Raw genomic sequence first — 21,139 nt, forward strand, 5'->3', positions numbered from 1 at the left:
TCAGTTCCCAATACGAGGAGGAATCAAACATGTCCCTTCAAGAAAACGCCAAACAAGAAGTATCCGTCGCTCCGTTGTTCGAGCCGTTCGAATCGGCCGGCTTCCAGCTTGCCAACCGGATCGTCATGGCGCCGATGACGCGCGGCTTCTCGCCGAAAGGCGTTCCCGGGCAAGACGTCGCGGACTATTATAGCCGTCGCGCCGCGAACGGCGTCGGCCTGATCGTGACGGAGGGCACGCTGATCAACCATCCGGCCGCGGGCGCCAGCCCGAATTGGCCGAATTTCCACGGCGAAGAGGCGCTCCAAGGGTGGGCGAACGTCGTGCAGGCGGTGCACGACGCCGGCGGCCGGATCATCCCTCAGTTGTGGCATGTCGGGATGGCGCGGCCGGTCGGCAGCGAGCCGAATCCGGAGGCGCCGCCGGTCGGCCCGTCCGGCTTGGACTTGGAAGGCAACCCCGTGAACGAACCGCTCACGGAGGAGGAAATCGGCGCGCTCGTAGCCGCGTTCGCGCAGGCGGCGGCCGACGCGAAGCGCGTCGGCTTCGACGGCATTGAGCTGCACGGCGCGCACGGCTACCTGATCGACCAGTTCTTCTGGGAACGCACCAACCGCCGCGACGACCGCTACGGCGGCGATCTGGTCGGCCGCACTTCGTTCGCGGCCGAAGTCATTCGCGCCTGCCGCGCGGCCGTCGGACCGGACTTCCCGATCGTGCTGCGATTCTCGCAATGGAAGAGCTCGGATTATACCGCCAAGCTGGCAGCCACGCCGGAGGAGCTCGGGCAGTTCCTGGCGCCGCTCGTCGACGCGGGCGTCGACGTCTTCCACTGCTCCACCCGCCGGTTCTGGGAGCCGGAGTTCGAGGGCTCGGACCTGAACCTCGCCGGCTGGACGAAGAAGCTGACGGGCAAGCCGGTCATCTCCGTCGGCTCCGTCGGCCTGGACGGCGACTTCATGGATTACTTCCGCAAAGGCGCAAGCTCGGAGGTTGAACGCATCGACGGCCTGCTCGAACGGCTGGAGGCCGGCGAGTTCGACTTGGTCGCCGTCGGCCGGGCTCTGCTCGCCGATCCGGCCTGGGCGGCGAAAATCCGCGAAGGACGCAACGACGAACTCGTGCCGTTCACGATGGAAGCGACGAAGACGCTGTACTAAACGAAAGTCTCGACGAAATGGCAAACCCCGCCGGTTTTCGCGCGAAGCGCGATACCGGCGGGGTTTGCCATTTTTGCGTTTTCACAGTTCAACGATCATGCCCGACATGAACATCCAGAAATTCACGACGCCATGAAACAAAAATCCTGCCAGCAGCCCTTTCGACCTGAGCGTCAAGCCGCCGAAAAACAGCCCGCCTGCGCCGAGCACGGCGCACATGATCCAAGAGAAACCAAGCGAATAATGATAAGCGCCGAAGCATGCGCTGACGAACAGCAGCGCCGGCTGCTCCCCGACAGCCTCGACGAAGCGGCTGAGCACTAGCCCCCGCCAGATCCATTCCTCGAAAAATGCGTTAAACAACGCGAATAGAAGCGCCATGCCAATAACATAGGCAAGCCCATCCTGCTGCCATTGCTCCGTACGTACAAAGAAAGCCCAAATGAAGCAATTGATCGCGCTCGCGATCAGGACCACCTTCCATATCGGCTGTCCGCCGGAATCGCTCCAAAGGTTAGGGAACACAAAACGCTGCTTCAAGCTGCCGATCCACCGATATATCATCGGCCGGAAGCCGGCGAGCCGAGCCATAACAAGCATCGGGATCACATAACACGCCAGCAGCGCGCGATTTAGAATGACGACCGTCTCCGCGCGCAGGTCCTGCCGCCGGATCCACTCCAAGAGCGCGTCATGCGCCCCAAAGCCTATGACATAGGCGGCGAGCAGCCAGTAGATATAGGCGTGTGGCTTGGGCGAACACAGCGCCAAGAGCGCGGGCAACAGGCCGATCGTCACCTGCCACGCCGGCAAGGGCATCAGTTGTACCGTGATGACCACGGCTAGAAAAACAAGAGCCGGCAGCCAGTAAGAAATCGCTGACGACCGGGGCTCGGGTGGAATGAATAGGTTATGTTTCATGCAGATCCCCCGGTTTGTCCGTGATTCCTCCATCTTAATCCCTGAATATGGAAGCTGTACATTCTTTTCTTGCGCGAACGGGCAAAATCCCTTCCAGCATGCCGGAAGGGATCTATCGTTCAAACTTGTGCATAGCCAAATCGATGCGCTTATTCCGCAGCCTCGCCGTCGTATGCCCGCTGCAGCTCCGCTACGTCGAGCTTGCTCATGCCGAGCATCGCTTGCATGGCGCGCGCCGAACGCGCCGGGTCGCCGCCAAGCAGCTCGCCCAGCCTGCGAGGAATGATCTGCCAGGAGACGCCGAACCGATCCGTCAGCCAGCCGCATCGGCTTGGCTCCCCGCCGCCTTCGAGCAGTTTCTCCCATAGGCGGTCGACCTCCTCCTGCGTCTGGCAATCGACGAAGAGCGAGATCGCCGGCGTGAACGCATACATCGGTCCGCCGTTCAGCGCCATGAACGTCTGGCCTTCCAGCTCGAAGGTAGCCGACATCAGCGAACCCGCCGGCCCCGGCCCATGCTCGCCATACCGGCTCTCGCTCACGATGCGCCCCCCTTCGAAAATCGAAATGTAGTGACGTATGGCTTCTTCCGCATTGTCGTTATACCAAAGGAACGGGGTGATTTTTTGCATGCCGCCTGGCACCTCTCTCGCGATAATTGCCCGCGCGCCGGCGGGGAGACTGCCCCTTAAGCAACGAGCGCCTGCGTACTCCAGCCTCGCCCGCGTCCGCGCAAGCTATACGTCGACTTTACCATAACGGCGCACGGCATGTTTCTTCCCGATTGCGATTCGAGAACGCTACGGCAATCAACCTCCCGCGCATCAATGCTGCGTAGGCTCGCGCACAGACCGGTATTCAAGCGGAGTGACGCCCTCCGTCTCGCGGAACACCCGGGTAAAATGCTTCACGTTATCGAAGCCCGCCTGCTCGCTGATCTCGTACACCTTCAAATTCGTGCCCGCGAGCAGCTCCTTCGCCTTCTGCAGACGCAGCTTGCGCAGGTAGCTGACGAACGTCTCGCCCGTGTAATCCTTGAACGCCTGGCTGAAATACGAGTAATTGAGCGACACGTGATTCGACACCATCGCCATGTTTAGATCGCGCTGGTAATGTTCGTGAATGTAGTTGATCGCCCGCTGCAGATCGCCGCGTTCGTGGTGGACGTGACGCATCCGGCCGACGTAATCGCTGAGCAATTGAAGCAGACTCTCCACGCTGCGGTAATAATCATGGAATTGCTCGAAGCTGTACAGGTCGCCGACCTGCTTGTGCAGCTTCAGAATATCGACCGACTCTTCGCCGTACTGCCTGAAGACGCGGTCGAAAACATGCTCGTTCAGCGCCTGGCTAATGCCTTCGAGGTAGCCGATGTCGTAGCGCATGACATGCCGGATATCGAGCACGTGCTGCAGCAGCCGGTTCATCTCCGCATCCCGGCCGCTGCCGAGCATGTTGGCGATTTTCTGAATGTCCTGCAGCGGAAGCTTCGCCATTACCTCTTTCCCGCCGATATCCGAATAATGCACGACGCCGCTGCCGTTATGCAGCAGGCTGTACTTCAGCGCCCGCGACGCTTGCTCATAGCCGGTCTGGACCGTCTCCATGCCCGTCAGCCGTCCGCTGCGACCGGCGCGGAACCGGTTCTGCGGACGGCTTGGTCCCGCCAGGCGCTCCAGAGGCTCGCTGCGGCCGCAGATCAAGACGAGCTTGCCGTCTTTGTCGTAGAAGCGGAGACTTCGCTCTTCTTCGCCCAACCCGGTCAGCTCCTCGACGCGCGCGATCCATTTGGCCCGGTCGCCCTGCTGCAGCTCCTCCACCGACTTGAGGACGCCGACATAGAAGCCTTCGTCCAACCAGTCCAAGCCGGCTTTGGCCAAGCGCTCGCGGGCGTCCGCCGGATTCGCGTGCCGCTCCATGAACAGCAGGTTCAGCTGCGTCGCCGCCAATTCCGCCTGCATCGCGACCGAGTCGCGCGCAGCAAAGGCGGCCGTCTCCTTCCGCTGACGCTCGGCCTCCATCCGGCGCAGAACGCCGAACAGCTCTTCCCGCACGATCGGTTTGAGCAAATATTCCTTGACCTCGTAGCGGATAGCCGCCTTGGCGTACTGAAAATCGTCATGTCCGCTTAAGATGATGACGTCCGGCCGCTCTTCCCGCGCATGCAGCGCGTCGATCAGCGCGATGCCGTCCATAACCGGCATCCGGATATCCGTAATGACCAGATCGGCGCCCGTCTCGCCGATCCGGGTTAGCGCCTCCTCGCCGTCGGCCGCGAAGCCGAAGTCGTAGCCGCCGGGAAATTCGCGTTCGATCATCGCCTTTAAGCCGGCGCGAATGTTCTTCTCGTCATCCACGATCAATAGCTTGCGCATGGGCGGTCGCACCTCCGGTTAAGATTAGATACGGCAGCGTCAGCGTCACGCGGGTATAACTGCCTTGGACGCTCTCGACCCGAATGCCGTGCGGCTTGCCGTAATTCATGACGATCCGCTGGTCCACGTTGCGCAGGCCGATCCCGCTCCCTTCGCGTTCGCCGCGCGCGGCCGCGCTGCGCAGCTGTCGGTATTCGCCGTCTTCCAGCCGAATCATCAGGTTCACTTCACGCAGCTTGCCCTCCTCGATGCCGTCCCCGTTATCGCTCACCTCGATCGCCAAGCAATCGTTCAACTGGTAAGCTTTGATCGTGATGGCCAGCTTCTCTCGGGAAGCATGACGCGCGCCCATCCCGTGCTTCACCGCGTTCTCGACGACCGGCTGCAGCGACATTTTCAGCACTTCCTGGTCCATATAAGCCGGCGGCACATCGACGTGCAGCTCGAGATGGTTATCGTAACGAATATTCATGATCGCGATGTAGTTCTGAATATGCGTCAGCTCGTCTTTGAGCCGAACATGGTTGCTGGTCCACTGGAGGTTGTAGCGCATCATGCCGCCGAGCGACGTCAGCGAATCGGATATGGCGAACTGGCCTTCGATCTCCGCCATCATTTTCAAATTCTCGAGCGTGTTGTACAGAAAATGGGCGTCGATCTGGTTCTTGAGCGAATTCAGCTCCGCTTCCTTCGTCGCCGCCTGTCGGCCGACCGCCTCGACGATCAGCTCGTTCATTTTCTTGAGCATTTGGCGAAAATGGTAGGCCAGCTCCCCGACCTCGTCCATGCTCGTAATCGCGATGTCGACGTTGAAATTGCCTTTGCGCACCTGCTTCATCGACTCCCGCAAAATCGTCAGCTTCTTCAAGATGAGCGAATGCATGACGTAGGAGCTGATCGACAACAGCACGATGAGGAAGAGCGTCGCGAAAATAATCGTATTCCGATTCTGACTAACCTGCTCCAGCGGCTCCTTGAGCGAGACGACGTTGAGCAGATAGCTGTCCAGCCCCTCCAGTTGACCCGGGATGCACAAGAACGGATGCCCCTTGTACGTGAAGGAGAAGCTGTCCGGGACGTCTGATGAGCGAAGCTGGAACTGGCGCAAAATTTCGCTCAATGGCAGTTCGCCGAAAATCGCCGCCCGCTCGTTCGTGTAGGCGCGCCTTTCCCGGTTGACGACGATCATCTGCGACTGGCTGTCCTGCATGCTGCTGAACGTCTTCGCGAAGAACGTGCTCGCCTCCATCTTCACCTCCAGCACCCCGTTATGCCGGCCATCGTCGTAATCGGTCTCCCGCAATAGAGAGACGTATAGCAGCTCCTGACTGCCGCCCGTGCTGTTGTTGACGATCTCCTTCCGGCTGATGCCGATATCCCACCATACGCGGCCGTCGCGCTCCAACACCTGCCCGTACCACGGCTTATCCATAATTCGACTCTCGTTGAAAATGACCGGATACATCTCCATCACGTTCGGATTCTCGGTGTACACCCGGATGTTCGCGATGCTCGGATTATTGAACAGAAACTGCTGGAAATTCGCGAACGCTTCCATTTTGAAATCGAACAAATCGCCGGTCTCCAATTCTTCCGCCGCGCCGAGATACTCTTGAATCTTGCCGTTCGGGTTAATGGCCAGCTGGGCCGTCCGCTCCATGAGCGCCATATTGCTGGCGATGCCGGACTTCTCGACCTCCAGCATGAATTGGTTCGTGCGTTTCAGATCCTCGATCGTCTTGCGGTACGCGTCGTTGAACAAATACCAGGAGACGAGGATGATCGGGATCAATATAATGCAAATAAACGAGAGAATCAGCTTCAGTTGAATCGACATGCGGCCGATCATCTGCATCGGGCTCAACTTTCCGTTCCGGGCAAGCTTCCCCATCCTGCCAACACCTTCCTTGCCCTTCAGGTAGTAATAGCCCGGAGGCTGCTCGCTGGGAGCAGCTTCCAGGCTGTCTTAAGATTGCCTTGCGCGATGCAGGATGCGCGTATTACTTGTTCAGCGCTTCCAATTTCTTCACGTTCTCTTCGTACATCTTCTGACGGTACGCGTCGACTTTGTCCTGCTTGTTCTTCGTGCGATCCGCGACGTAGTCGTTCCAGATCTCGTCGAACTCCGCATCGGATTTGGCGAGCAGCAGCTTCGGCAGCGCCTTGCCCCACGTGCGACCGTTCTTGGCGTCGGCGATGCCTTCTTCGGACGTCGGCGGCGCGTTCAGATTGTCGTATTCGGACATGCTGATCGACTTGCCGAGCGTCCACTCTTCCATGCTCTTGCCCGGCTCCGCGGACGGCGGCGCCCACTGCAGGTTCATGTTCGTGTCCATGAGCATCCAATACGTGTACGAAGCGCCGTACTTCTGGTCGAATCCGGTGCGGTCTTTGTTCAGCAGGTCGAGCACTTCCGGCTTGAACTGGTCTTTGCCGTCGATCGTGTCGTACGTGACGCCTTTCTCGCCGAGGAACATGTCTCGGTTGCCCTCTTCGCTGATCAAGTAGCTGAGGAACTGGATGGCGCGCTTCTTGTCTTTGACGTCCTTCGAGATGAGCGTGAGCGTCCAGCCGGAGATACCCGGGCCGGAGAGCGTCGGCGCTTCTTTCTTCGAGTTGGCCGGACCGTTCACCGCGATATACACCATGTTCGGGTCTTTCTGATAGAGCGCCGTGTTCTGCGTCGCGAAGTCGGAGCGCTGGTACAGCATCGCGAAGTAACGGCCTTGCGCGATTTTCTCCTCCATCTGCGGACGTTTGTCGATGAAAATATCTTTGGCGAGCAGGCCCATCTCGTTCGCTTGGCGGAACGTCTTCAGCCAGCTGATGTATTCCTGGTCGAGACGGCGGTCATACAGCTTGCCGTCCTTCTGCTGCGGAATCGCCAGGAAGTTCTGCAGGTAACCTTCGAGCGAGTAGTTGCCCGTCTCCGTGAATTCATGCAGGCCGAGCGGAATGAGCGGCTGGCCGTTCACGTCCGGGAATTTCTCCTTCGCGGCTTTCAGCGCGTTCAAGAAGCCTTCCGGCGTGCTCATATCCGGCTTGCCGAGCGCCTCGTACATGTCTTTGCGAACCGCGAACGTCTGGTTCGACGTGAATTTGGAGCCGTATTTCTCGTAATCCGCCGGCGACGAGGACGCGTTCGGATAACCGTACACGTTGCCGTCCGGCTGCGTGTACCATCCCAGTTTAGCAGGATCGGCGACTTTAAAGAAGTACGGATCGTACTCGTCCGCCAATTCATTCAGCGGCAGCACGAGCTTGCCGTTGATCATCTTGCGCACGCCTTCCTCGTACCAGCCGAGCGTGATGAAGTCCGGCAGCTTGCCCGAGGCGATCATCGTGTTCAGCTTCTCGTTCTCGTTGCCCGCCGGCACGATGAAGTTGATGTCGACGCCCGTCTTCTTCGTGATGTAGTCGGCCGTCGCGTCTCCGCCCCATTTCTTGTTGAACCAGGAGAAGTTCATGTACCAATCGAAGGTGATCGGTTCGGTGTTGCCCTGCCAGCCCGGCGTGTCCGCGCTCGGCTTCTGTTCCTCCGCCGGCGCCGCGTTGTTACCGCCTTCCGCCGTGTTCGACGGCGCAGCCCCGTTGTTCGTCTTGGCGCCGCCGTTGTTGCTGCCGCCGTTGTTGCCGCCGGAACAAGCCGCCAGCGAGAACGCCATCGAACAGACGACGGTGAGCGCCGTAAGGGATGTCATCATTTTGCGCGCTTTGCTCATCTACACTAACCCCTTTTCTATGCATGAGTGGAATGAAATCTATTAGCAACCCCCGCCGGTTAAGGCGGAGTTGGTAACCGCAATCGCGCCCTAGCCTTTGATCGAACCGATCATGAAGCCTTTGACGAAATACTTCTGCAGGAACGGATAGACAACGACGATCGGCGCCGTCGTCACGACCATCGTGGCGAGCTTGAGCGATTGGCTCGTGACGCTAACGGATACGCCGCTCGGCATGGCCGCGAGCATCTGGTTCGAGCTCGATTGGGCCACGACCCGGTACAGGTAGGTCTGGATCGGCTGCAAATTCTGATCGTTCATGTAGATCATGCCGGTGAAGTAATCGTTCCATTGATAGACGCCATGGAACAGGGCGATCGTCGCGACGACCGGCAGCGAGACGAACAGGATGACTTTGTAGAAAATCTTGAAGTCGTTCGCGCCGTCGATCTTCGCCGCCTCCTCCAGTCCTTGCGGGATTTCTCGGAAGAACGACAGGAAGATGATGAGGTCGAAGAAGCTGAATGCCGCGGGAATTATGTACACAAGGAAATTATCCAGCAAATGCAGGTCGCGGATGAGCAGATAGTACGGAATCAGCCCGCCGCCGAAGAACATCGTGATCGTGCCGATCAGCATGTACAGCTTGCGGCCGACCAGCTCCTTGCGGGAGAAGGCGTAGGCGACCATCGCCGTGAAAAACACGTGCACCGGGACGCCGATCAGCGTCTTGGCGATCGTAATGCCCATCGCCGTCATGATGCCTTCGCTGCGGAACACCGCATTGAAACTCGATAAACTAAACTCTCTGGGCCACCAATAGATGCCGCCGCGCATCGCGTCCTCTCCGTCGTTGAAGGCATTGATGACGACATACCAGATCGGATAGAGCATGAGGAAACATATGAGCAGCATAATGATGGCGTTAACGATTTCGAACACCGTCTCGGAGACGGTTTGCCGCTTGAAGGATAACATGGGCTGCACCGCCTTTGACTAGAATAAGGACGTATCGCTCAGCCGCTTCGTCACCCGGTTGGCGGCGAGCAGCAGGACAAGCGCGATTAGCGATTTGATGAGACCGACGGCCGTCGCGTACGAATACCGTCCCGAAGCCAAACCGGTCTGGTACACATAGACGTCGATGACGTTGCTGGACGTTTCGTTCAGCGCGTTGCGCAGGACGAGAATTTGATCGAAGTTGGAATTGAGAATGCCGCTGATCGCCAGGATGAACAGAATCGAGATCGTCCCTTTGATCGAAGGAAGCGTAATATTCCAGATCTTCTGGAATCGTCCGGCGCCGTCGATCGTCGCCGCTTCATATAGTTCGGGCGAGACGCTCGATATGGCGGCCAGATAGATGATCGCGGACCATCCGAGCTCCTTCCAGATGTCGGAGGAGACGACGATGGACCAGAAGTATTGCGGTTCCGCCAAATACATGATCGGCTCGTCGATCCACCCGAGCGCAAGCAGCAGCTTGTTGATGATCCCGACGTCGGCGAGGAACGTCGCCATGATGCCGCCCAGAATAACCCAGGACAAGAAGTGCGGCAAATACGAGATCGTCTGCACCCACCGTTTGAAAATCGCCGAGCGAAGCTCGTTCAGCAGCAGGGCGAAAATAATCGGCAGCGGAAACCCGATCAGTAACTTGAACAAGCTCATGCCGAGCGTATTCTTGATGACGTACGGCAGGCTGTCGTCCTCGAGAAAGGCCTTGAAATGCTCCAAGCCAACCCACGGCGCTTCGGAGATCGAATAAATAATGTCGTATTCCTTGAACGCGATGATAATCCCGTACATCGGGATGTAATTGAACACGAGCATCCACGCTACGCCGAGCAAAGCCATCACTTGCAGGTAGCGCTGCCCGTAAATTTTGCGCCATATGCTAGTCGTTCTCGCCTTTCCTGCGGTATTGCTCTCCAACTCCGCGCCGGTTCGCGCCTTTGCGCCCATCGGCAGCACCTTCCTCTCTCTCTATCATGTAAGCCCTTTCTGTGTTCTCATTGTAGAATGCGGCACCCGACAATAATAGGCTTGCGATTTTGGTTATGGTGACATTTTTTTAGGTGAAGGAAAAACGGATTGCAAATCGCAAACGAGGACCACGAGCAGCTTTTTTCTTGAAGCTTTAAAGCTTTTTTAGCTAATTCTCTTGGAATCGACAGTTTTCTACTATCCATGCTGACCGGAGTACTATTTTTAAACCTCATAATCGCATCTATAATTGTTATTATCTGGTTACCCACTGCATCCAGCGACTTTTTTAATTTAAGGGAGGTCAATTTCGTGAAGCTCGCAAGTCCCCGCATCCCCCGCCGCCTACTTTTCACCCTGTTCTTTCTACTGGGAATACTAGGTCTCGCCACTTCGGCGAACGCCCAAGCCGTGACGAAAACCCCAGTGGCAACAGTCCCAGGCACGATCCAGGAATGGGACGACACCCGTATTCTCTATTCAAACGGAAGCAGCTGGTTCATTCACGACCGCAGCACACTTCAGGAGACCTCTGTCCCCGCTGCCGGCATCTCCAAGATTCACTTATTTCCAGGTGGCCTTGTCTATAAAGCCGGCAATGAGCTGTATACGTGGGACGGTCAAGTGGAGCCGCAACTATTTGCTGTCAGCCTAGAGCAAACCTTTACGGTTGCCGGCAGCTACGCGGTTTATACCACGAAGGACGCGGAAAACGGGCAGTATCATGTTTGGCTGGCGAACTTGCCCGCGAACAGCACCAAGGATATTACCGCGGAGACGGGGATCTACTCCCGCGTGGACTACGCTATTCTAACTAGCAACGGCCATGTCACGTACCGGGATGAAGCCGATTATTATACCCAGTATTATAACGGCCGCTCCGTGCGGACGAATCTCCATGGAGGCGATCGCTATTCACCTAACGCCATTGATGGCCAACGAATGCTTGACATGGAACGCGAACATACATCGGACATTTATTGGGCTATGTTTGCCTATGAGGAAGGCCAAGCCAATAAGGTGGGCTACATGCGCGAATATTTTGATTTTGACCTTAATAACGGGTGGATGGCGCTAAGAACCGACTGGGATGTTCGGCGCTTCGATCTCACTTCTCCTACCGGCGTCGTAATCCCGATTAAACAGCAGATGGGCAGTATCGTTTCGTTTAACTATTTAAGCGAAAACGGAGACCTCGTATACTCCGGCAATATAGACCCCTTCACCGACGGCTACTTCTACACGAACCCGAAGCTGAATGGGGATTCGATCCGGCTCAAAGATCTAAACGGCCTGTTGCCTTTCAAGTCGGGAAGCGACGGCAAGCTTTACCGGGCGGAAGGCAGCACCATATATGAATTGAGTCTCATCGAGTTCCATCCCGTTAGCGGCGTCACCATAGATAAGGACAAGCTGGAGTTTCATTCGTTGAATGAAACCGCGCAATTGAAGGCGATTCTGCAGCCTGTGGAAGCAACAGAATACGAGAGTATGGGCTGGTACTCCTCCAATCCCGCAGTCGCCGAAGTAGAAGAATGGAGCGGCAAAGTCACGGCAATCGCGCCAGGTACGGCAACGATAACAGTCGTCGTATGGAGGAATTATTACAAGTATTACGAAGCAAGCATCGTCGTCACCGTCCACGAAGCGCCGCAAGGCAAGCTCCAGTTCGATCCGCAATCGCAGGTGAAATGGGTGAATGAGAATGCCGGTACGGTGACCGTGGAGGTGTATCGGGTAGGCGGTTCCGGAGGAAAGCTGATGGTGAACTACAGCACGGCAGCGGACACGGCTGCTAAGCAAAGCGACTTTATCCCGGCAAGCGGCACGCTGACGTTCGCGAATGGCGAGACGAAGAAGACGATCCTTATTCAAGTCGTTGACGATGCAGTAAAGGAAACGACGGAGTCGTTCCTCCTTAAGCTCGACGGCCCTGTCGAAGTGTTGAACACCGTGGAAAACAACCGGACTTATATCATGATTCGGGACAACGACTAGTCACTTTTTAATTCAACAGGCATCAAAAATCCCCCGCCTCAACACTGTCCCTAGCAGTAATGAGAGCGGGGGTATTGGTTTTATTAGCTGAAATTCGCATACACCAGGAATCCGCCGATCGGCAGCACCCACAGCAGCGGAATGCCGTTCCACAAGAGCGCGGCCCGATACTTTCTGCGGATGAATGACACCCAGCTCATAATAAGTCCGGCAAGCAGGCCGACCGGGTACGCGATAATGAGCAGGAACATCGCCCACACGCCAAGGTGGTTCTCCGATCCCGGCGAATCGAACATCATCACCGACGCGATCGAGACGAAAATCCAGACAAGAATGAACAGCACATAAATGATTTGCGGAATGATTAGGCCCGCCAATACCTTTTTCTTCGACATATCCCCATATCCTCTCTTCAGCCGATACGGCCTCTAAGAGCTATCTTACGATCGGACGAGGAAAGCTGTAAAGTTGTTTTCGACAAATTTCTACCTGATCGCACGAGGCTTCCAGATCGATCCAGAGCAAAAGCATATTGAGCCGGATCAGGCCTTGAAAGCCCGTCTGCGCGCGTCTCTTCGCTACGTCGGAAAAACTTTTATAAATATATTTCGATTGCCTGTTTATTCTCCTGTTACCGGGGGTAATAAGAATCAACGACCCCCCATTCATATAAACACTTGGACCCGCATTCGTGCGGGTCGCTTTTTTTTGTCTCGGAACGAGGCGCGAAGGCCAACGGACTCTATTCGCTCTATACCGCCTCCGCGTTCGGAAGATCATCCTCGAACGATTGCCAATCGAGCGCCATCTCCTCTTCCGTCAGCAGGCACGCATCCAAGCTGTCCGTCAGCCGCTGCCGGTCCAATTCGATCCCGATGAAGACGACTTTGTTGATCCGGTCGCCATGGCGCGGGTGCCAGACTTCGCGCAGCTCCGGCTCCTCGCTCAAGATCTCGTTCTTCTCGGCTTCCGGCAGCGCCGCCACCCAGTATCCCGAAGGACCGAATTGAATGGACGGCCCCGCCTGGCTAATCGATTGTCCGAAATCGTTCCGCGTCGCGAGCCACATGATGCCTTTCGCCCGCACGACCTCCTCCGGCCACGACGACATCCAATCCATCAGACGCGACGGATGAAAGGGCCTTACGCGCTCATAGACGAAGGAGCCGATGCCGTACTCTTCCGTCTCCGGGGTATGCGACGGCTTGTCCAGCTCGCGCTGCCAGCCCGCCGAAGCGCTCGCGGTCTCGAAATCGAACAGGCTCGTGCCCATAATATCGGATGGATTCACCTTGCCGCTCTCCGCGCGGATCAGCCTCGCCCTCGGTTGCAGCTTCCGCAGCACGCCTTCCAAATGCGCGAGTTCGGCTTCGCCGACGAGATCGCATTTGTTCAGCACCAGCACGTCGCAAAATTCGATTTGGTCGATCAGCAGATCCACTACCTCGCGCGTATCATGCTCATGCGCTTCTTGACTGCGGTCCATGAGCGTCTCGCCCGACGCGAAATCGTGCCAGAAGCGGTAGGCATCGACGACGGTTACCATCGTGTCGAGCCTGCATACGGCGCTCAAATCAATGCCGAGCTCTTCGTCCACATACGTGAAGGTCTGGGCGACGGGGACCGGCTCGCCGACGCCGGTCGATTCGATCAAGATGTAATCGAACCTTCCTTCCATCGCAAGCCGCTGCGTCTCGCGCAGCAAATCCTCGCGCAGCGTGCAGCAGATGCAGCCATTGGACATCTCCACGAGCGTCTCGGTCGTGCGCGACAGTCCGCCGCCGTCGCGGATCAGCTCGGCGTCGATGTTCACTTCGCTCAAATCGTTGACGATGACCGCGACGCGCAGTCCCTGCCGATTGTTCAGCACATGGTTCAAGATCGTCGTCTTCCCCGCGCCGAGATAGCCGCTCAATACCGTGACCGGAATCGGCTTCGTATGCGGCGCATGATCCTTTATTTTTTCCATTTGGTGTTCGGATTCTAATGTACGCATCTATCGGCAGCCTCCATTATGTAATTTTTACGATCAAACAACATGCAATAAAAAACTCTCCTGGGATTCTGGGAACCGGCCCCCGCTTGAAACCTATCTCATCATCCACCTTTACGACTTGCTCATGATCCAACGCGCAAACACGAATCACATACGACCTGTTCATGTCCATAATTGACCAGCTTACAACGGTTTGTTTAATTCGTAATTTTTACTTATAGAATCCTAGCACACAACCAAGCAGGTAGTCAAATGTAATTATTACTATTCAATATCCCGCATTCGTGTATAACCATTCAACTATATTGTATTTTTATTCATACAGACGTATAATAATTCAAAATATGTAAAGGAGGTTATCCGATGGATATGACGTTTATCGAAGAGCTGTCGCTGAACAATTGGCCGGCTCTCTCCACCGTGCTCTATGACGGTTGGGTGCTTCGCTTTGCCGAGGGCTACACCAAACGCGCCAACTCGGTCAGTCCGATCTATGGCGGGAAGCGCGACTTGGCGCCGAAGATCGACGCCTGCGAGCGGATTTACCGGGAGAACGGGCTGCGCCCCGTCTTCAAACTGACTGCATCCGCGCCGGACGGGTTGGATCGCCTGTTGTCGGATCGCGGCTATGAGCAGGTGGATATGACCAGCGTGCAAACATTGGAGCTTATTCGTCTCCGAGAACCGATGCCCGCCGAATGCCGCATCGAGACGCACCCATCCGACAGCTGGGTCGCGGACTTCTGCAGACTGACCGGCACGTCCGCTCATCACCAAGCTATTATGACCCGCATGCTCGGTAAGATTAGAACGGGAACGGGCTTCATCACGTTCCATGCGGAAGGAAAAGCGGTTGCTTGCGGCTTCGGCGTCATCGAGCGAGGCTATATCGGCCTCTACGATATCGTAACCGACCCGGCCTATCGGAACCGGGGATTCGCCGAGCAGATGATCCTTCATCTGCTGCATTGGGGCAAGAAGGAAGGCGCACGCTTCGGCTATTTGGCGGTCGTGCTGAATAATGCGCCCGCGCTACGTCTGTATGCGAAGCTTGGTTACCGGGAGGCATACCGATACTGGTATCGCTGCGCCTCCCGCTAACGTTCTCGCTATTGCACGCTGCGAACAGCCGTACGATCCGAACAAATTCCGTTTCTCGTTACGCGTTAAAATGAGCCGGGAACTGCTGGATGATGCCTGTTGTCATCATATCGGCCATCTCGAGCGCCTGCGTCTCGATCCTGTCGCCAAGCGCGACGTTCTCCTCATAATTCTTCATCAGCCGGGTGGAGACTTCGCTTGTTAACAGCCTCAGGTGCTCGTGCATCATCTTCTGCCATTCCGCTTGCGACCAGTACGGATTGATGCGGCTCAGGAACAGCGCGATATCGTCCGCATTCTCGTACCAGCGCTTCTGCGCATTCTCAGCCGCCGCCGTATTGCCAGCTTGGAGCGCCTTCACCAGCTCAGCCGCTATCGTCAGATGATCCCTGAGCAGTCCGGCGAATCCCGAAGCGATCGCAGGACCGTACAGCAGCTCAAGCGCCGCGCCGAAATCATCGGCATTGCGCAGCAGTCTCGCGGTTGTGGCGCTCTCGTCCGGTAGACGGTCGATAATGCTATTCACGGTCAGTCGGGTCCAATTTACGTGCTGCTCCCATAACGCTCTCAACTTCCGATCCAGCTCCACTTGCGAAGGCGTCCATGCCATAGGCGGTTGAACTCTGAAATTATAATAAGGATAGGCTTGATAATATCCGTACATGCGCGTCGTTAGCTCCTTTTGCCAATATTCTGCTACAGTATATAGGCAAGAGTTCGCGTCCGTGTTTGGCCCATGCAAAAAACAAAAAAGAGGAGCCTTGGCTCCCCCTTGGGTCTATCCTTATTTCGTGTCCGTCAACCTCGACAAAAACATCCTCGTCCGCTCGTTCGCCGGTCGCTTCAGTACTTGATCCGGCGATCCCGATTCCACGATCAAACCGTTGTCCATGAATACGACCTGATCGGCGACCTCGCCCGCGAATTTCATCTCGTGCGTGACGACCGCCATCGTCATCCCTTCCGCCGCCAGCTCGCGTATAACCTTCAGCACCTCGCCGACCAGCTCCGGATCGAGCGCCGATGTCGGCTCGTCGAACAATAGCAGCTCCGGATCCATGGCCACCGCCCGCGCGATGCCGACGCGCTGCTGCTGGCCGCCGGAGAGCTGGTGGGGATAAGCGTCCGCCTTGTCCGCAAGTCCCACTTTGCGCAGCAGCTCGATGGCGCGAAGCTTGGCCACCTCCACCGGTTTGCGCTGCACGATGACCGGTCCTTCGATAATATTCTCCAGCACGGTGCGGTGCGGGAACAGATTATAGCTTTGGAACACCATGCCGGTCCGCTTCCGGATCTCCAATACCGCGTTCTTCGCCGACTTGCGGCCGCCCGCGAAATCCAACGACACGCCTCCGAGGCTAAGCTGCCCGTCCGTCGGCGTCTCGAGCAGGTTCATGCAGCGCAGCAAGGTCGATTTGCCCGAACCGGAAGGGCCGATGATGACGAGCACTTTCCCTTTGTTCAGCGTCAGATCGATGCCCTTCAGCACTTCGTGGCGTCCGAACGCCTTCTTCACATTCGTCATTTGCAGTATCATAGTCTACCTCTATCTGGCCGAGTAACGGTCGAACCGCCGCTCCAGCCTCGCTTGCAAGAATGAAAGCACCGTGCTGAACATCAGATAGATGAGCGCGGCCTCCGTGTAGAGCAAGAGCGGCTCGTAATAAGTCGCCGTAAATTGCTGCGCTTTGCCGAACAGCTCCGTAAGCGCGATGCTTGCCGCCAAGGACGTATCTTTGACGAGACTGATGAACGAATTGGACAGCGGCGGGACGGCGACGCGAGCCGCCTGCGGCAGCACGATCCGGCGCAGCGCCTGCATGCGCGTCATGCCAAGCGAGAAGCCCGCTTCCCATTGCCCCTTATGCACCGACAGAATCGCGGCGCGAATCACTTCCGAATTGTAGGCGCCGACGTTCAGCGTGAAGCCGATGACCGCCGCCGGGAATGGATCGATAATGATGCCGACATGGGCTAGCCCAAAGAAAATGATGAACAACTGCACGAGCAGCGGCGTTCCCCGGAAAATCCACACGTAGAAGCGCGCAATGCCGGATAAAACCCGGATATCGGACAGCCTCGCCAGCGCGGTCAGCAGGGCGACGATCAATCCGAGCGCGAACGAAATCAGCGTAAGCGGAATCGTAAAAAGGACCCCTGCTTTCAGCAGGGGCAGGAACGAATCCACGAAGATGTTCCACAGTCTGGTCGATTGATCACTCATATCGAACGCCTGTTATTTGGAGACGTCGGCGCCGAAATATTTCTCGGAGATGGACAAGTACGTGCCGTCGTCCTTCATCGCCTTCAGCGCTTCGTTGACCGCTTGCACGAGCTCGGTGTTGCCTTTGTTGAACAGGAACGCGCTTTGCGAAGCGTCCTCCGTCTCCGCCACGATTTTGATCGGGGCGTTCGGCTTCTGCTTCTTAAAGTCCAGGAACGACAGACCGTCGTTGATCGTCGCGTCGATCCGCTTGGAGATGAGCATCTCGATCGCTTGGTTGAACCCGTCGACCTGCACGATTTCCGCGCCGTTGTCTTTGGCGATCTGCGTCAGGTTGCTCGTAAGCGACTGGCCGGATTTCTTGCCTTTCAGATCGGGGAGCGCCTTGATGTCGGCGTTGTCTTCATGGACGATCAGCACCGCCTTTGAGACGATGTACGGATCGGAGAAGTCGTATTTCGCCAGGCGATCTTCGTTAATGGACACTTGGTTCGCGATTACGTCGAAGCGCTTGGCATCGATGCCCGCGAACATGCCGTCCCACTTGGTTTCGACGAATTCCGCTTCCACGCCGAGACGCTTGGCCACTTCGCGCGCAAGCTCGACGTCGAAGCCCGTCAGATCGCCGTTGTTGTCATGGAACGTGAACGGCGCGTACGTGCCTTCCGTGCCGAAACGAATTTTGCCTTCCTTCTTGATCGTATCGAGCAGCGTCGCCTCCGCGCTCTCGCCGCCGTTATTCGCCGTGCCGGCCGTCGTACCGTTGCCAGTCCCGGAATTATTGGACTCGTTCTTCGCGCCGCAAGCGGCAAGCGCCATCGTCAAGACGACCGCCAGCATCAGCAGCACGTAATTGCGTTTCTTCATCATGCGATTCTCTCCTTCTGTCTACGGGTGTTACCCCTCTATCCCTACTAGATTAATAAGATATCGAACATCGTAACATCTATTAGTATATGCCGTCAACTCGGTAGATTCAACTTGAGTTACGAGTTGCAACCGTTAAATTCTGTGATAGTATTCCATATTCGCATAACCATATACGAATATCTGGAAATTTATTGTATTACGCCAACAAAAACAAGACCGAAACCATAACGGTTCCGGTCTTCTCTTCACCTTCGAATGAAACCTTTGAAACCTCGAGAATCACGGCTTGCGTGCCGCAAACGTCACGCAGTCGGATGCCAGCTCGACCTGCCGACCGTCTCGGTCGATCGGGAATACAAGCTGTTTGCTGTCGTCCGACAGTACCTCCCAGCCCGCATAAGCACCGGTTAGAAGTTCGCGCAGCCGCTCCTTCGTCAAATTCAGTTCGAACATCGGCGCGAGCCGCTCCCCGGTGCCGACCGCCGTTTCCTTGATCGACGCATTGACGAGAAGCACGTTGATGCCGCCCGACTTCGTGCCGACCGCCATCTCCGCCAATTTACGAGTTAGCGCTTCTTCGGACGGAAGATGTTCAAGCGAAGATACCGCGATGATATAGTCGTAGGCTCCCTCCTCGATCCGATAGGACTCGATGTCGCACCGCACGCCGCGAACCCATCGCTCGACGCCGTATTCCCGGCTGTACTCCCCCAGTTTGGCTACCGCGGATTCCAGCAAATCGACGCCCGTGACCAGACCTCCGCCCTCGCCGATTCGCCGCGCGATCGGTATGCTGTGCCGGCCGGGACCGCAGCCCAGGTCCAGCACCTGCAAACCATCGCGCGGGAGCAGCTCATCGATGTGCTCCATGACGGCGCCGACAGGCTTGCTCATCCATGATCCCGGTTCGAACAGCCGATGCGCATTGAACAATTCGTCGTGATATTGCTTCTCCGCTTGCCTGATTCGCTCCATCCGTTCCACTCGCATCAGCCCCCTTCATTCCCTTTATTGTACAATCTCGCTTATCCGCCGGACAAGAAGGTTGGGAACGATTGGCGCTTCTGGAATATCGCCGGGCAATTATGAGAAACCTTTGTATCATTGACCCGATGCCGAAAGGAGAACAAGACGTGCCCCCCACGACCGCCAGACGCCCGCGAGCGCACTTATCTCCCTTCACGACCAACCAGCTTCACCTGCGCAATCCGTGGGTCGTGGCTTTCTTCGCTTTCTCTTATCCCGGCTTCGGCAATTTGCTGCTGCAGCGGTATACGAAGGCGTTCATCCTTATACTCTGGGAAATCTTCATCAACAACAAGGCACGCGTGAACACCGGCATTATGTATTCGCTGCAAGGGAAGTTCGAATTGGCCAAGCAATCGCTGGACCAAAATTGGCTGATCGCGTATCTCGGCATCTATGTGTACGCGATCTGGGATGCGTACCGCTCCACCGTCGACATCAACAAACTCTACCTGCTCGCCGACCGCGAAGACGCGCCCATGATCGCGACGCGAATCGGTCCTTGGGACATGAACTATCTGGACAAGCGCAAGCCTTGGGTCGCGCTCGCCTGGTCGGCCATCATGCCGGGACTCGGCCACCTGTATGTCCACAAGGTCATCTCCGGCTTGTTTTTCTTCGGTTACACGACCGCGGTCATTTATTTCTCCCATCTGCTTCCGGCCATACATCTTAGCTTGACCGGACACACGGAGGAGGCTACGAGAATGATCGACATGCAGTGGCTCATGTATCTGCCGTCCATCTATTGCTTTATTTTCTACGATGCATACGTCTCCTCTGTCGAGCAGAACAAGCTGTTCGAGAAGGAGCAGTCCTACTATCTTCGCAACCATTTTCAATCGGCCGCTTTCAAAATGCCGTTCAAATGAGGTGCCCATCCGATGTATATTATCGCAACCTTCGAGCAATCCATCTTCCTGGAGCTGGCGCTCTCCGCGCTTACGCAAAAAGGGCTGACGAATGAGCAAATCTTAGCCGTACCGCTGGATAAACGGACGGAGCCGCGCAAGCTATTCGATACGATCCACAGCGCGGACGGCTTCAGCACGATGGACGCGGCCGCCATCCTCGGCACCTGCCTCATGCTGCTTGGCGCGATTTATGGTTACGAGCTGGCCTGGGGCCCAATCTGGTGGGGCTTGATCGGGCTCTTGTCGGGCGCGGGGGTCGGGTTCGGGCTTAAAATGCTCCTTCTGCGCAAAACGAAAAACGGCGCGAGAGCGATCACGAGCGAGGTCGTGCTCATGATCCGGTGCGAGGAGCGCGACAGGGAAACAATCGTGGAACTGCTGTGGAACAACACCGCGCTGGGCGTATCGGCGATTAAACATCTAAGCTAAGACATGAACTAGCAGCGAGATTATCGGATCGTCTCCCCCGTATAGTGCCGCCGCTCGGCCGCCGCCGCTTCGATCCAGGCCAGGAGGCCCGCCCGGCTTATATAGAGATCGCTATTAATATTGAAGTAGGGCAGCTTCATCCGCTCGTCTCCCGGATCGCGCTCCTCCGAGCTGATAATCAGCTTGACCTGCGCCTCGGTCATATTCAGCGCCGCCGCCGCTTCGCCGAGCGTCATCACCGCCTTCTCCCCGCCGGTCGTCTGCACGAGCGGGGATTCCCCCGTTCTGAGCACGAAGCATCCGACGATAAACGATAAGCCGACGATGAAGCTGGCCGCGACCAGCGTAAACCGACTCGAAAACATAGCATTCTCCTTTCCCGTCAACCGACGACTCTACTTAAACGAGATAGAAAGG

At 56.7% G+C, this 21,139-nt stretch carries 20 protein-coding genes; 5 read left to right on the forward strand and 15 right to left on the reverse strand.

Features of this window, described 5'->3' with window-relative positions; all coding sequences use genetic code 11:
• Positions 1-29: 29 nt before the first annotated feature.
• Complete coding sequence (locus BCM02_RS17475; protein ID WP_148930402.1) at positions 30-1,160, forward strand: NADH:flavin oxidoreductase; 1,131 nt, start codon at positions 30-32, stop codon at positions 1,158-1,160.
• Positions 1,161-1,241: 81 nt separating this feature from the next.
• On the opposite strand, the gene BCM02_RS17480 is transcribed toward BCM02_RS17475, so the two are convergent.
• From BCM02_RS17480 to BCM02_RS17510, 7 genes are all read right to left on the reverse strand, one after another.
• On the reverse strand, positions 1,242-2,081 hold the full coding sequence (locus BCM02_RS17480) for a CPBP family intramembrane glutamic endopeptidase (protein WP_187434271.1): 840 nt from the start codon (positions 2,079-2,081) through the stop codon (positions 1,242-1,244).
• Positions 2,082-2,230: 149 nt separating this feature from the next.
• On the reverse strand, positions 2,231-2,713 hold the full coding sequence (locus BCM02_RS17485) for a VOC family protein (protein ID WP_148930404.1): 483 nt from the start codon (positions 2,711-2,713) through the stop codon (positions 2,231-2,233).
• A gap of 192 nt (positions 2,714-2,905) precedes the next feature.
• Positions 2,906-4,456, reverse strand: a complete 1,551-nt coding sequence (locus tag BCM02_RS17490; RefSeq protein WP_148930405.1) for a response regulator — start codon at positions 4,454-4,456, stop codon at positions 2,906-2,908.
• Complete coding sequence (locus BCM02_RS17495; protein ID WP_148930406.1) at positions 4,431-6,347, reverse strand: sensor histidine kinase; 1,917 nt, start codon at positions 6,345-6,347, stop codon at positions 4,431-4,433. Before BCM02_RS17495 ends, BCM02_RS17490 begins: the two co-directional genes overlap by 26 nt.
• Before the next feature lie 109 nt (positions 6,348-6,456).
• Positions 6,457-8,178 carry a type 2 periplasmic-binding domain-containing protein gene (locus tag BCM02_RS17500; RefSeq protein ID WP_246183425.1) on the reverse strand — a complete coding sequence of 574 codons (1,722 nt, stop codon included), beginning with the start codon at positions 8,176-8,178 and terminating at the stop codon, positions 6,457-6,459.
• A 90-nt stretch (positions 8,179-8,268) separates the two neighbouring features.
• A complete protein-coding gene (locus BCM02_RS17505; protein WP_148930407.1) occupies positions 8,269-9,156 on the reverse strand; it encodes a carbohydrate ABC transporter permease in 888 nt (295 codons plus the stop codon).
• Between the two features lie 18 nt (positions 9,157-9,174).
• Positions 9,175-10,143 carry an ABC transporter permease gene (locus tag BCM02_RS17510; protein ID WP_148930408.1) on the reverse strand — a complete coding sequence of 323 codons (969 nt, stop codon included), beginning with the start codon at positions 10,141-10,143 and terminating at the stop codon, positions 9,175-9,177.
• A gap of 447 nt (positions 10,144-10,590) precedes the next feature.
• Here BCM02_RS17510 and BCM02_RS17515 point away from each other — a divergent pair, with 447 nt between their 5' ends.
• The gene (locus tag BCM02_RS17515; RefSeq protein ID WP_187434272.1) at positions 10,591-12,162 is read left to right on the forward strand and encodes a Calx-beta domain-containing protein; all 1,572 of its coding nucleotides are present in this window, start codon (positions 10,591-10,593) and stop codon (positions 12,160-12,162) included.
• A gap of 83 nt (positions 12,163-12,245) precedes the next feature.
• On the opposite strand, the gene BCM02_RS17520 is transcribed toward BCM02_RS17515, so the two are convergent.
• Both BCM02_RS17520 and BCM02_RS17525 read right to left on the reverse strand, forming a co-directional pair.
• Positions 12,246-12,557 (reverse strand): hypothetical protein, encoded by a 312-nt coding sequence (locus BCM02_RS17520; protein WP_148930410.1) that lies wholly within the window; start codon positions 12,555-12,557, stop codon positions 12,246-12,248.
• 356 nt (positions 12,558-12,913) lie between these two features.
• A complete protein-coding gene (locus tag BCM02_RS17525) occupies positions 12,914-14,131 on the reverse strand; it encodes a GTP-binding protein (protein WP_148930579.1) in 1,218 nt (405 codons plus the stop codon).
• 390 nt (positions 14,132-14,521) lie between these two features.
• Here BCM02_RS17525 and BCM02_RS17530 point away from each other — a divergent pair, with 390 nt between their 5' ends.
• Positions 14,522-15,259 carry a GNAT family N-acetyltransferase gene (locus tag BCM02_RS17530; RefSeq protein WP_148930411.1) on the forward strand — a complete coding sequence of 246 codons (738 nt, stop codon included), beginning with the start codon at positions 14,522-14,524 and terminating at the stop codon, positions 15,257-15,259.
• A gap of 58 nt (positions 15,260-15,317) precedes the next feature.
• On the opposite strand, the gene BCM02_RS17535 is transcribed toward BCM02_RS17530, so the two are convergent.
• The 5 genes from BCM02_RS17535 to BCM02_RS17555 form a co-directional block, all read right to left on the reverse strand.
• Positions 15,318-15,923, reverse strand: coding sequence for an acetylglutamate kinase (locus tag BCM02_RS17535; protein ID WP_148930412.1), 606 nt, complete (start codon positions 15,921-15,923; stop codon positions 15,318-15,320).
• A gap of 120 nt (positions 15,924-16,043) precedes the next feature.
• Entirely contained in the window at positions 16,044-16,793 is a 750-nt protein-coding gene (locus BCM02_RS17540) for an amino acid ABC transporter ATP-binding protein (protein ID WP_187434289.1), read from the reverse strand.
• Between the two features lie 12 nt (positions 16,794-16,805).
• The gene (locus BCM02_RS17545) at positions 16,806-17,483 is read right to left on the reverse strand and encodes an amino acid ABC transporter permease (protein ID WP_148930414.1); all 678 of its coding nucleotides are present in this window, start codon (positions 17,481-17,483) and stop codon (positions 16,806-16,808) included.
• A 12-nt stretch (positions 17,484-17,495) separates the two neighbouring features.
• On the reverse strand, positions 17,496-18,350 hold the full coding sequence (locus BCM02_RS17550; RefSeq protein WP_148930580.1) for an amino acid ABC transporter substrate-binding protein: 855 nt from the start codon (positions 18,348-18,350) through the stop codon (positions 17,496-17,498).
• A gap of 282 nt (positions 18,351-18,632) precedes the next feature.
• Positions 18,633-19,328 carry a class I SAM-dependent methyltransferase gene (locus BCM02_RS17555; RefSeq protein WP_246183439.1) on the reverse strand — a complete coding sequence of 232 codons (696 nt, stop codon included), beginning with the start codon at positions 19,326-19,328 and terminating at the stop codon, positions 18,633-18,635.
• Between the two features lie 158 nt (positions 19,329-19,486).
• Here BCM02_RS17555 and BCM02_RS17560 point away from each other — a divergent pair, with 158 nt between their 5' ends.
• Positions 19,487-20,251 carry a hypothetical protein gene (locus BCM02_RS17560; protein WP_246183426.1) on the forward strand — a complete coding sequence of 255 codons (765 nt, stop codon included), beginning with the start codon at positions 19,487-19,489 and terminating at the stop codon, positions 20,249-20,251.
• Positions 20,252-20,263: 12 nt separating this feature from the next.
• The gene (locus BCM02_RS17565; RefSeq protein WP_148930416.1) at positions 20,264-20,722 is read left to right on the forward strand and encodes a hypothetical protein; all 459 of its coding nucleotides are present in this window, start codon (positions 20,264-20,266) and stop codon (positions 20,720-20,722) included.
• A gap of 20 nt (positions 20,723-20,742) precedes the next feature.
• On the opposite strand, the gene BCM02_RS17570 is transcribed toward BCM02_RS17565, so the two are convergent.
• Positions 20,743-21,087 (reverse strand): hypothetical protein, encoded by a 345-nt coding sequence (locus BCM02_RS17570; protein ID WP_148930417.1) that lies wholly within the window; start codon positions 21,085-21,087, stop codon positions 20,743-20,745.
• Positions 21,088-21,139: the final 52 nt, after the last annotated feature.

It is taken from the genome of Paenibacillus methanolicus (assembly GCF_008124765.1).
GTDB lineage: Bacteria > Bacillota > Bacilli > Paenibacillales > Paenibacillaceae > Paenibacillus_Z > Paenibacillus_Z methanolicus.

Bases quoted from the DNA above. Each gene is read 5' to 3' on its own strand.
- BCM02_RS17475 (WP_148930402.1), top strand. From the start codon at position 30: ATGTCCCTTCAAGAAAACGCCAAACAAGAAGTATCCGTCGCTCCGTTG.
- BCM02_RS17480 (WP_187434271.1), bottom strand. From the start codon at position 2,081: ATGAAACATAACCTATTCATTCCACCCGAGCCCCGGTCGTCAGCGATT.
- BCM02_RS17485 (WP_148930404.1), bottom strand. From the start codon at position 2,713: ATGCAAAAAATCACCCCGTTCCTTTGGTATAACGACAATGCGGAAGAA.
- BCM02_RS17490 (WP_148930405.1), bottom strand. From the start codon at position 4,456: ATGCGCAAGCTATTGATCGTGGATGACGAGAAGAACATTCGCGCCGGC.
- BCM02_RS17495 (WP_148930406.1), bottom strand. From the start codon at position 6,347: ATGGGGAAGCTTGCCCGGAACGGAAAGTTGAGCCCGATGCAGATGATC.
- BCM02_RS17500 (WP_246183425.1), bottom strand. From the start codon at position 8,178: ATGAGCAAAGCGCGCAAAATGATGACATCCCTTACGGCGCTCACCGTC.
- BCM02_RS17505 (WP_148930407.1), bottom strand. From the start codon at position 9,156: ATGTTATCCTTCAAGCGGCAAACCGTCTCCGAGACGGTGTTCGAAATC.
- BCM02_RS17510 (WP_148930408.1), bottom strand. From the start codon at position 10,143: ATGGGCGCAAAGGCGCGAACCGGCGCGGAGTTGGAGAGCAATACCGCA.
- BCM02_RS17520 (WP_148930410.1), bottom strand. From the start codon at position 12,557: ATGTCGAAGAAAAAGGTATTGGCGGGCCTAATCATTCCGCAAATCATT.
- BCM02_RS17525 (WP_148930579.1), bottom strand. From the start codon at position 14,131: ATGGAAAAAATAAAGGATCATGCGCCGCATACGAAGCCGATTCCGGTC.
- BCM02_RS17530 (WP_148930411.1), top strand. From the start codon at position 14,522: ATGGATATGACGTTTATCGAAGAGCTGTCGCTGAACAATTGGCCGGCT.
- BCM02_RS17535 (WP_148930412.1), bottom strand. From the start codon at position 15,923: ATGTACGGATATTATCAAGCCTATCCTTATTATAATTTCAGAGTTCAA.
- BCM02_RS17545 (WP_148930414.1), bottom strand. From the start codon at position 17,483: ATGAGTGATCAATCGACCAGACTGTGGAACATCTTCGTGGATTCGTTC.
- BCM02_RS17550 (WP_148930580.1), bottom strand. From the start codon at position 18,350: ATGAAGAAACGCAATTACGTGCTGCTGATGCTGGCGGTCGTCTTGACG.
- BCM02_RS17555 (WP_246183439.1), bottom strand. From the start codon at position 19,328: ATGGAGCGAATCAGGCAAGCGGAGAAGCAATATCACGACGAATTGTTC.
- BCM02_RS17565 (WP_148930416.1), top strand. From the start codon at position 20,264: ATGTATATTATCGCAACCTTCGAGCAATCCATCTTCCTGGAGCTGGCG.
- BCM02_RS17570 (WP_148930417.1), bottom strand. From the start codon at position 21,087: ATGTTTTCGAGTCGGTTTACGCTGGTCGCGGCCAGCTTCATCGTCGGC.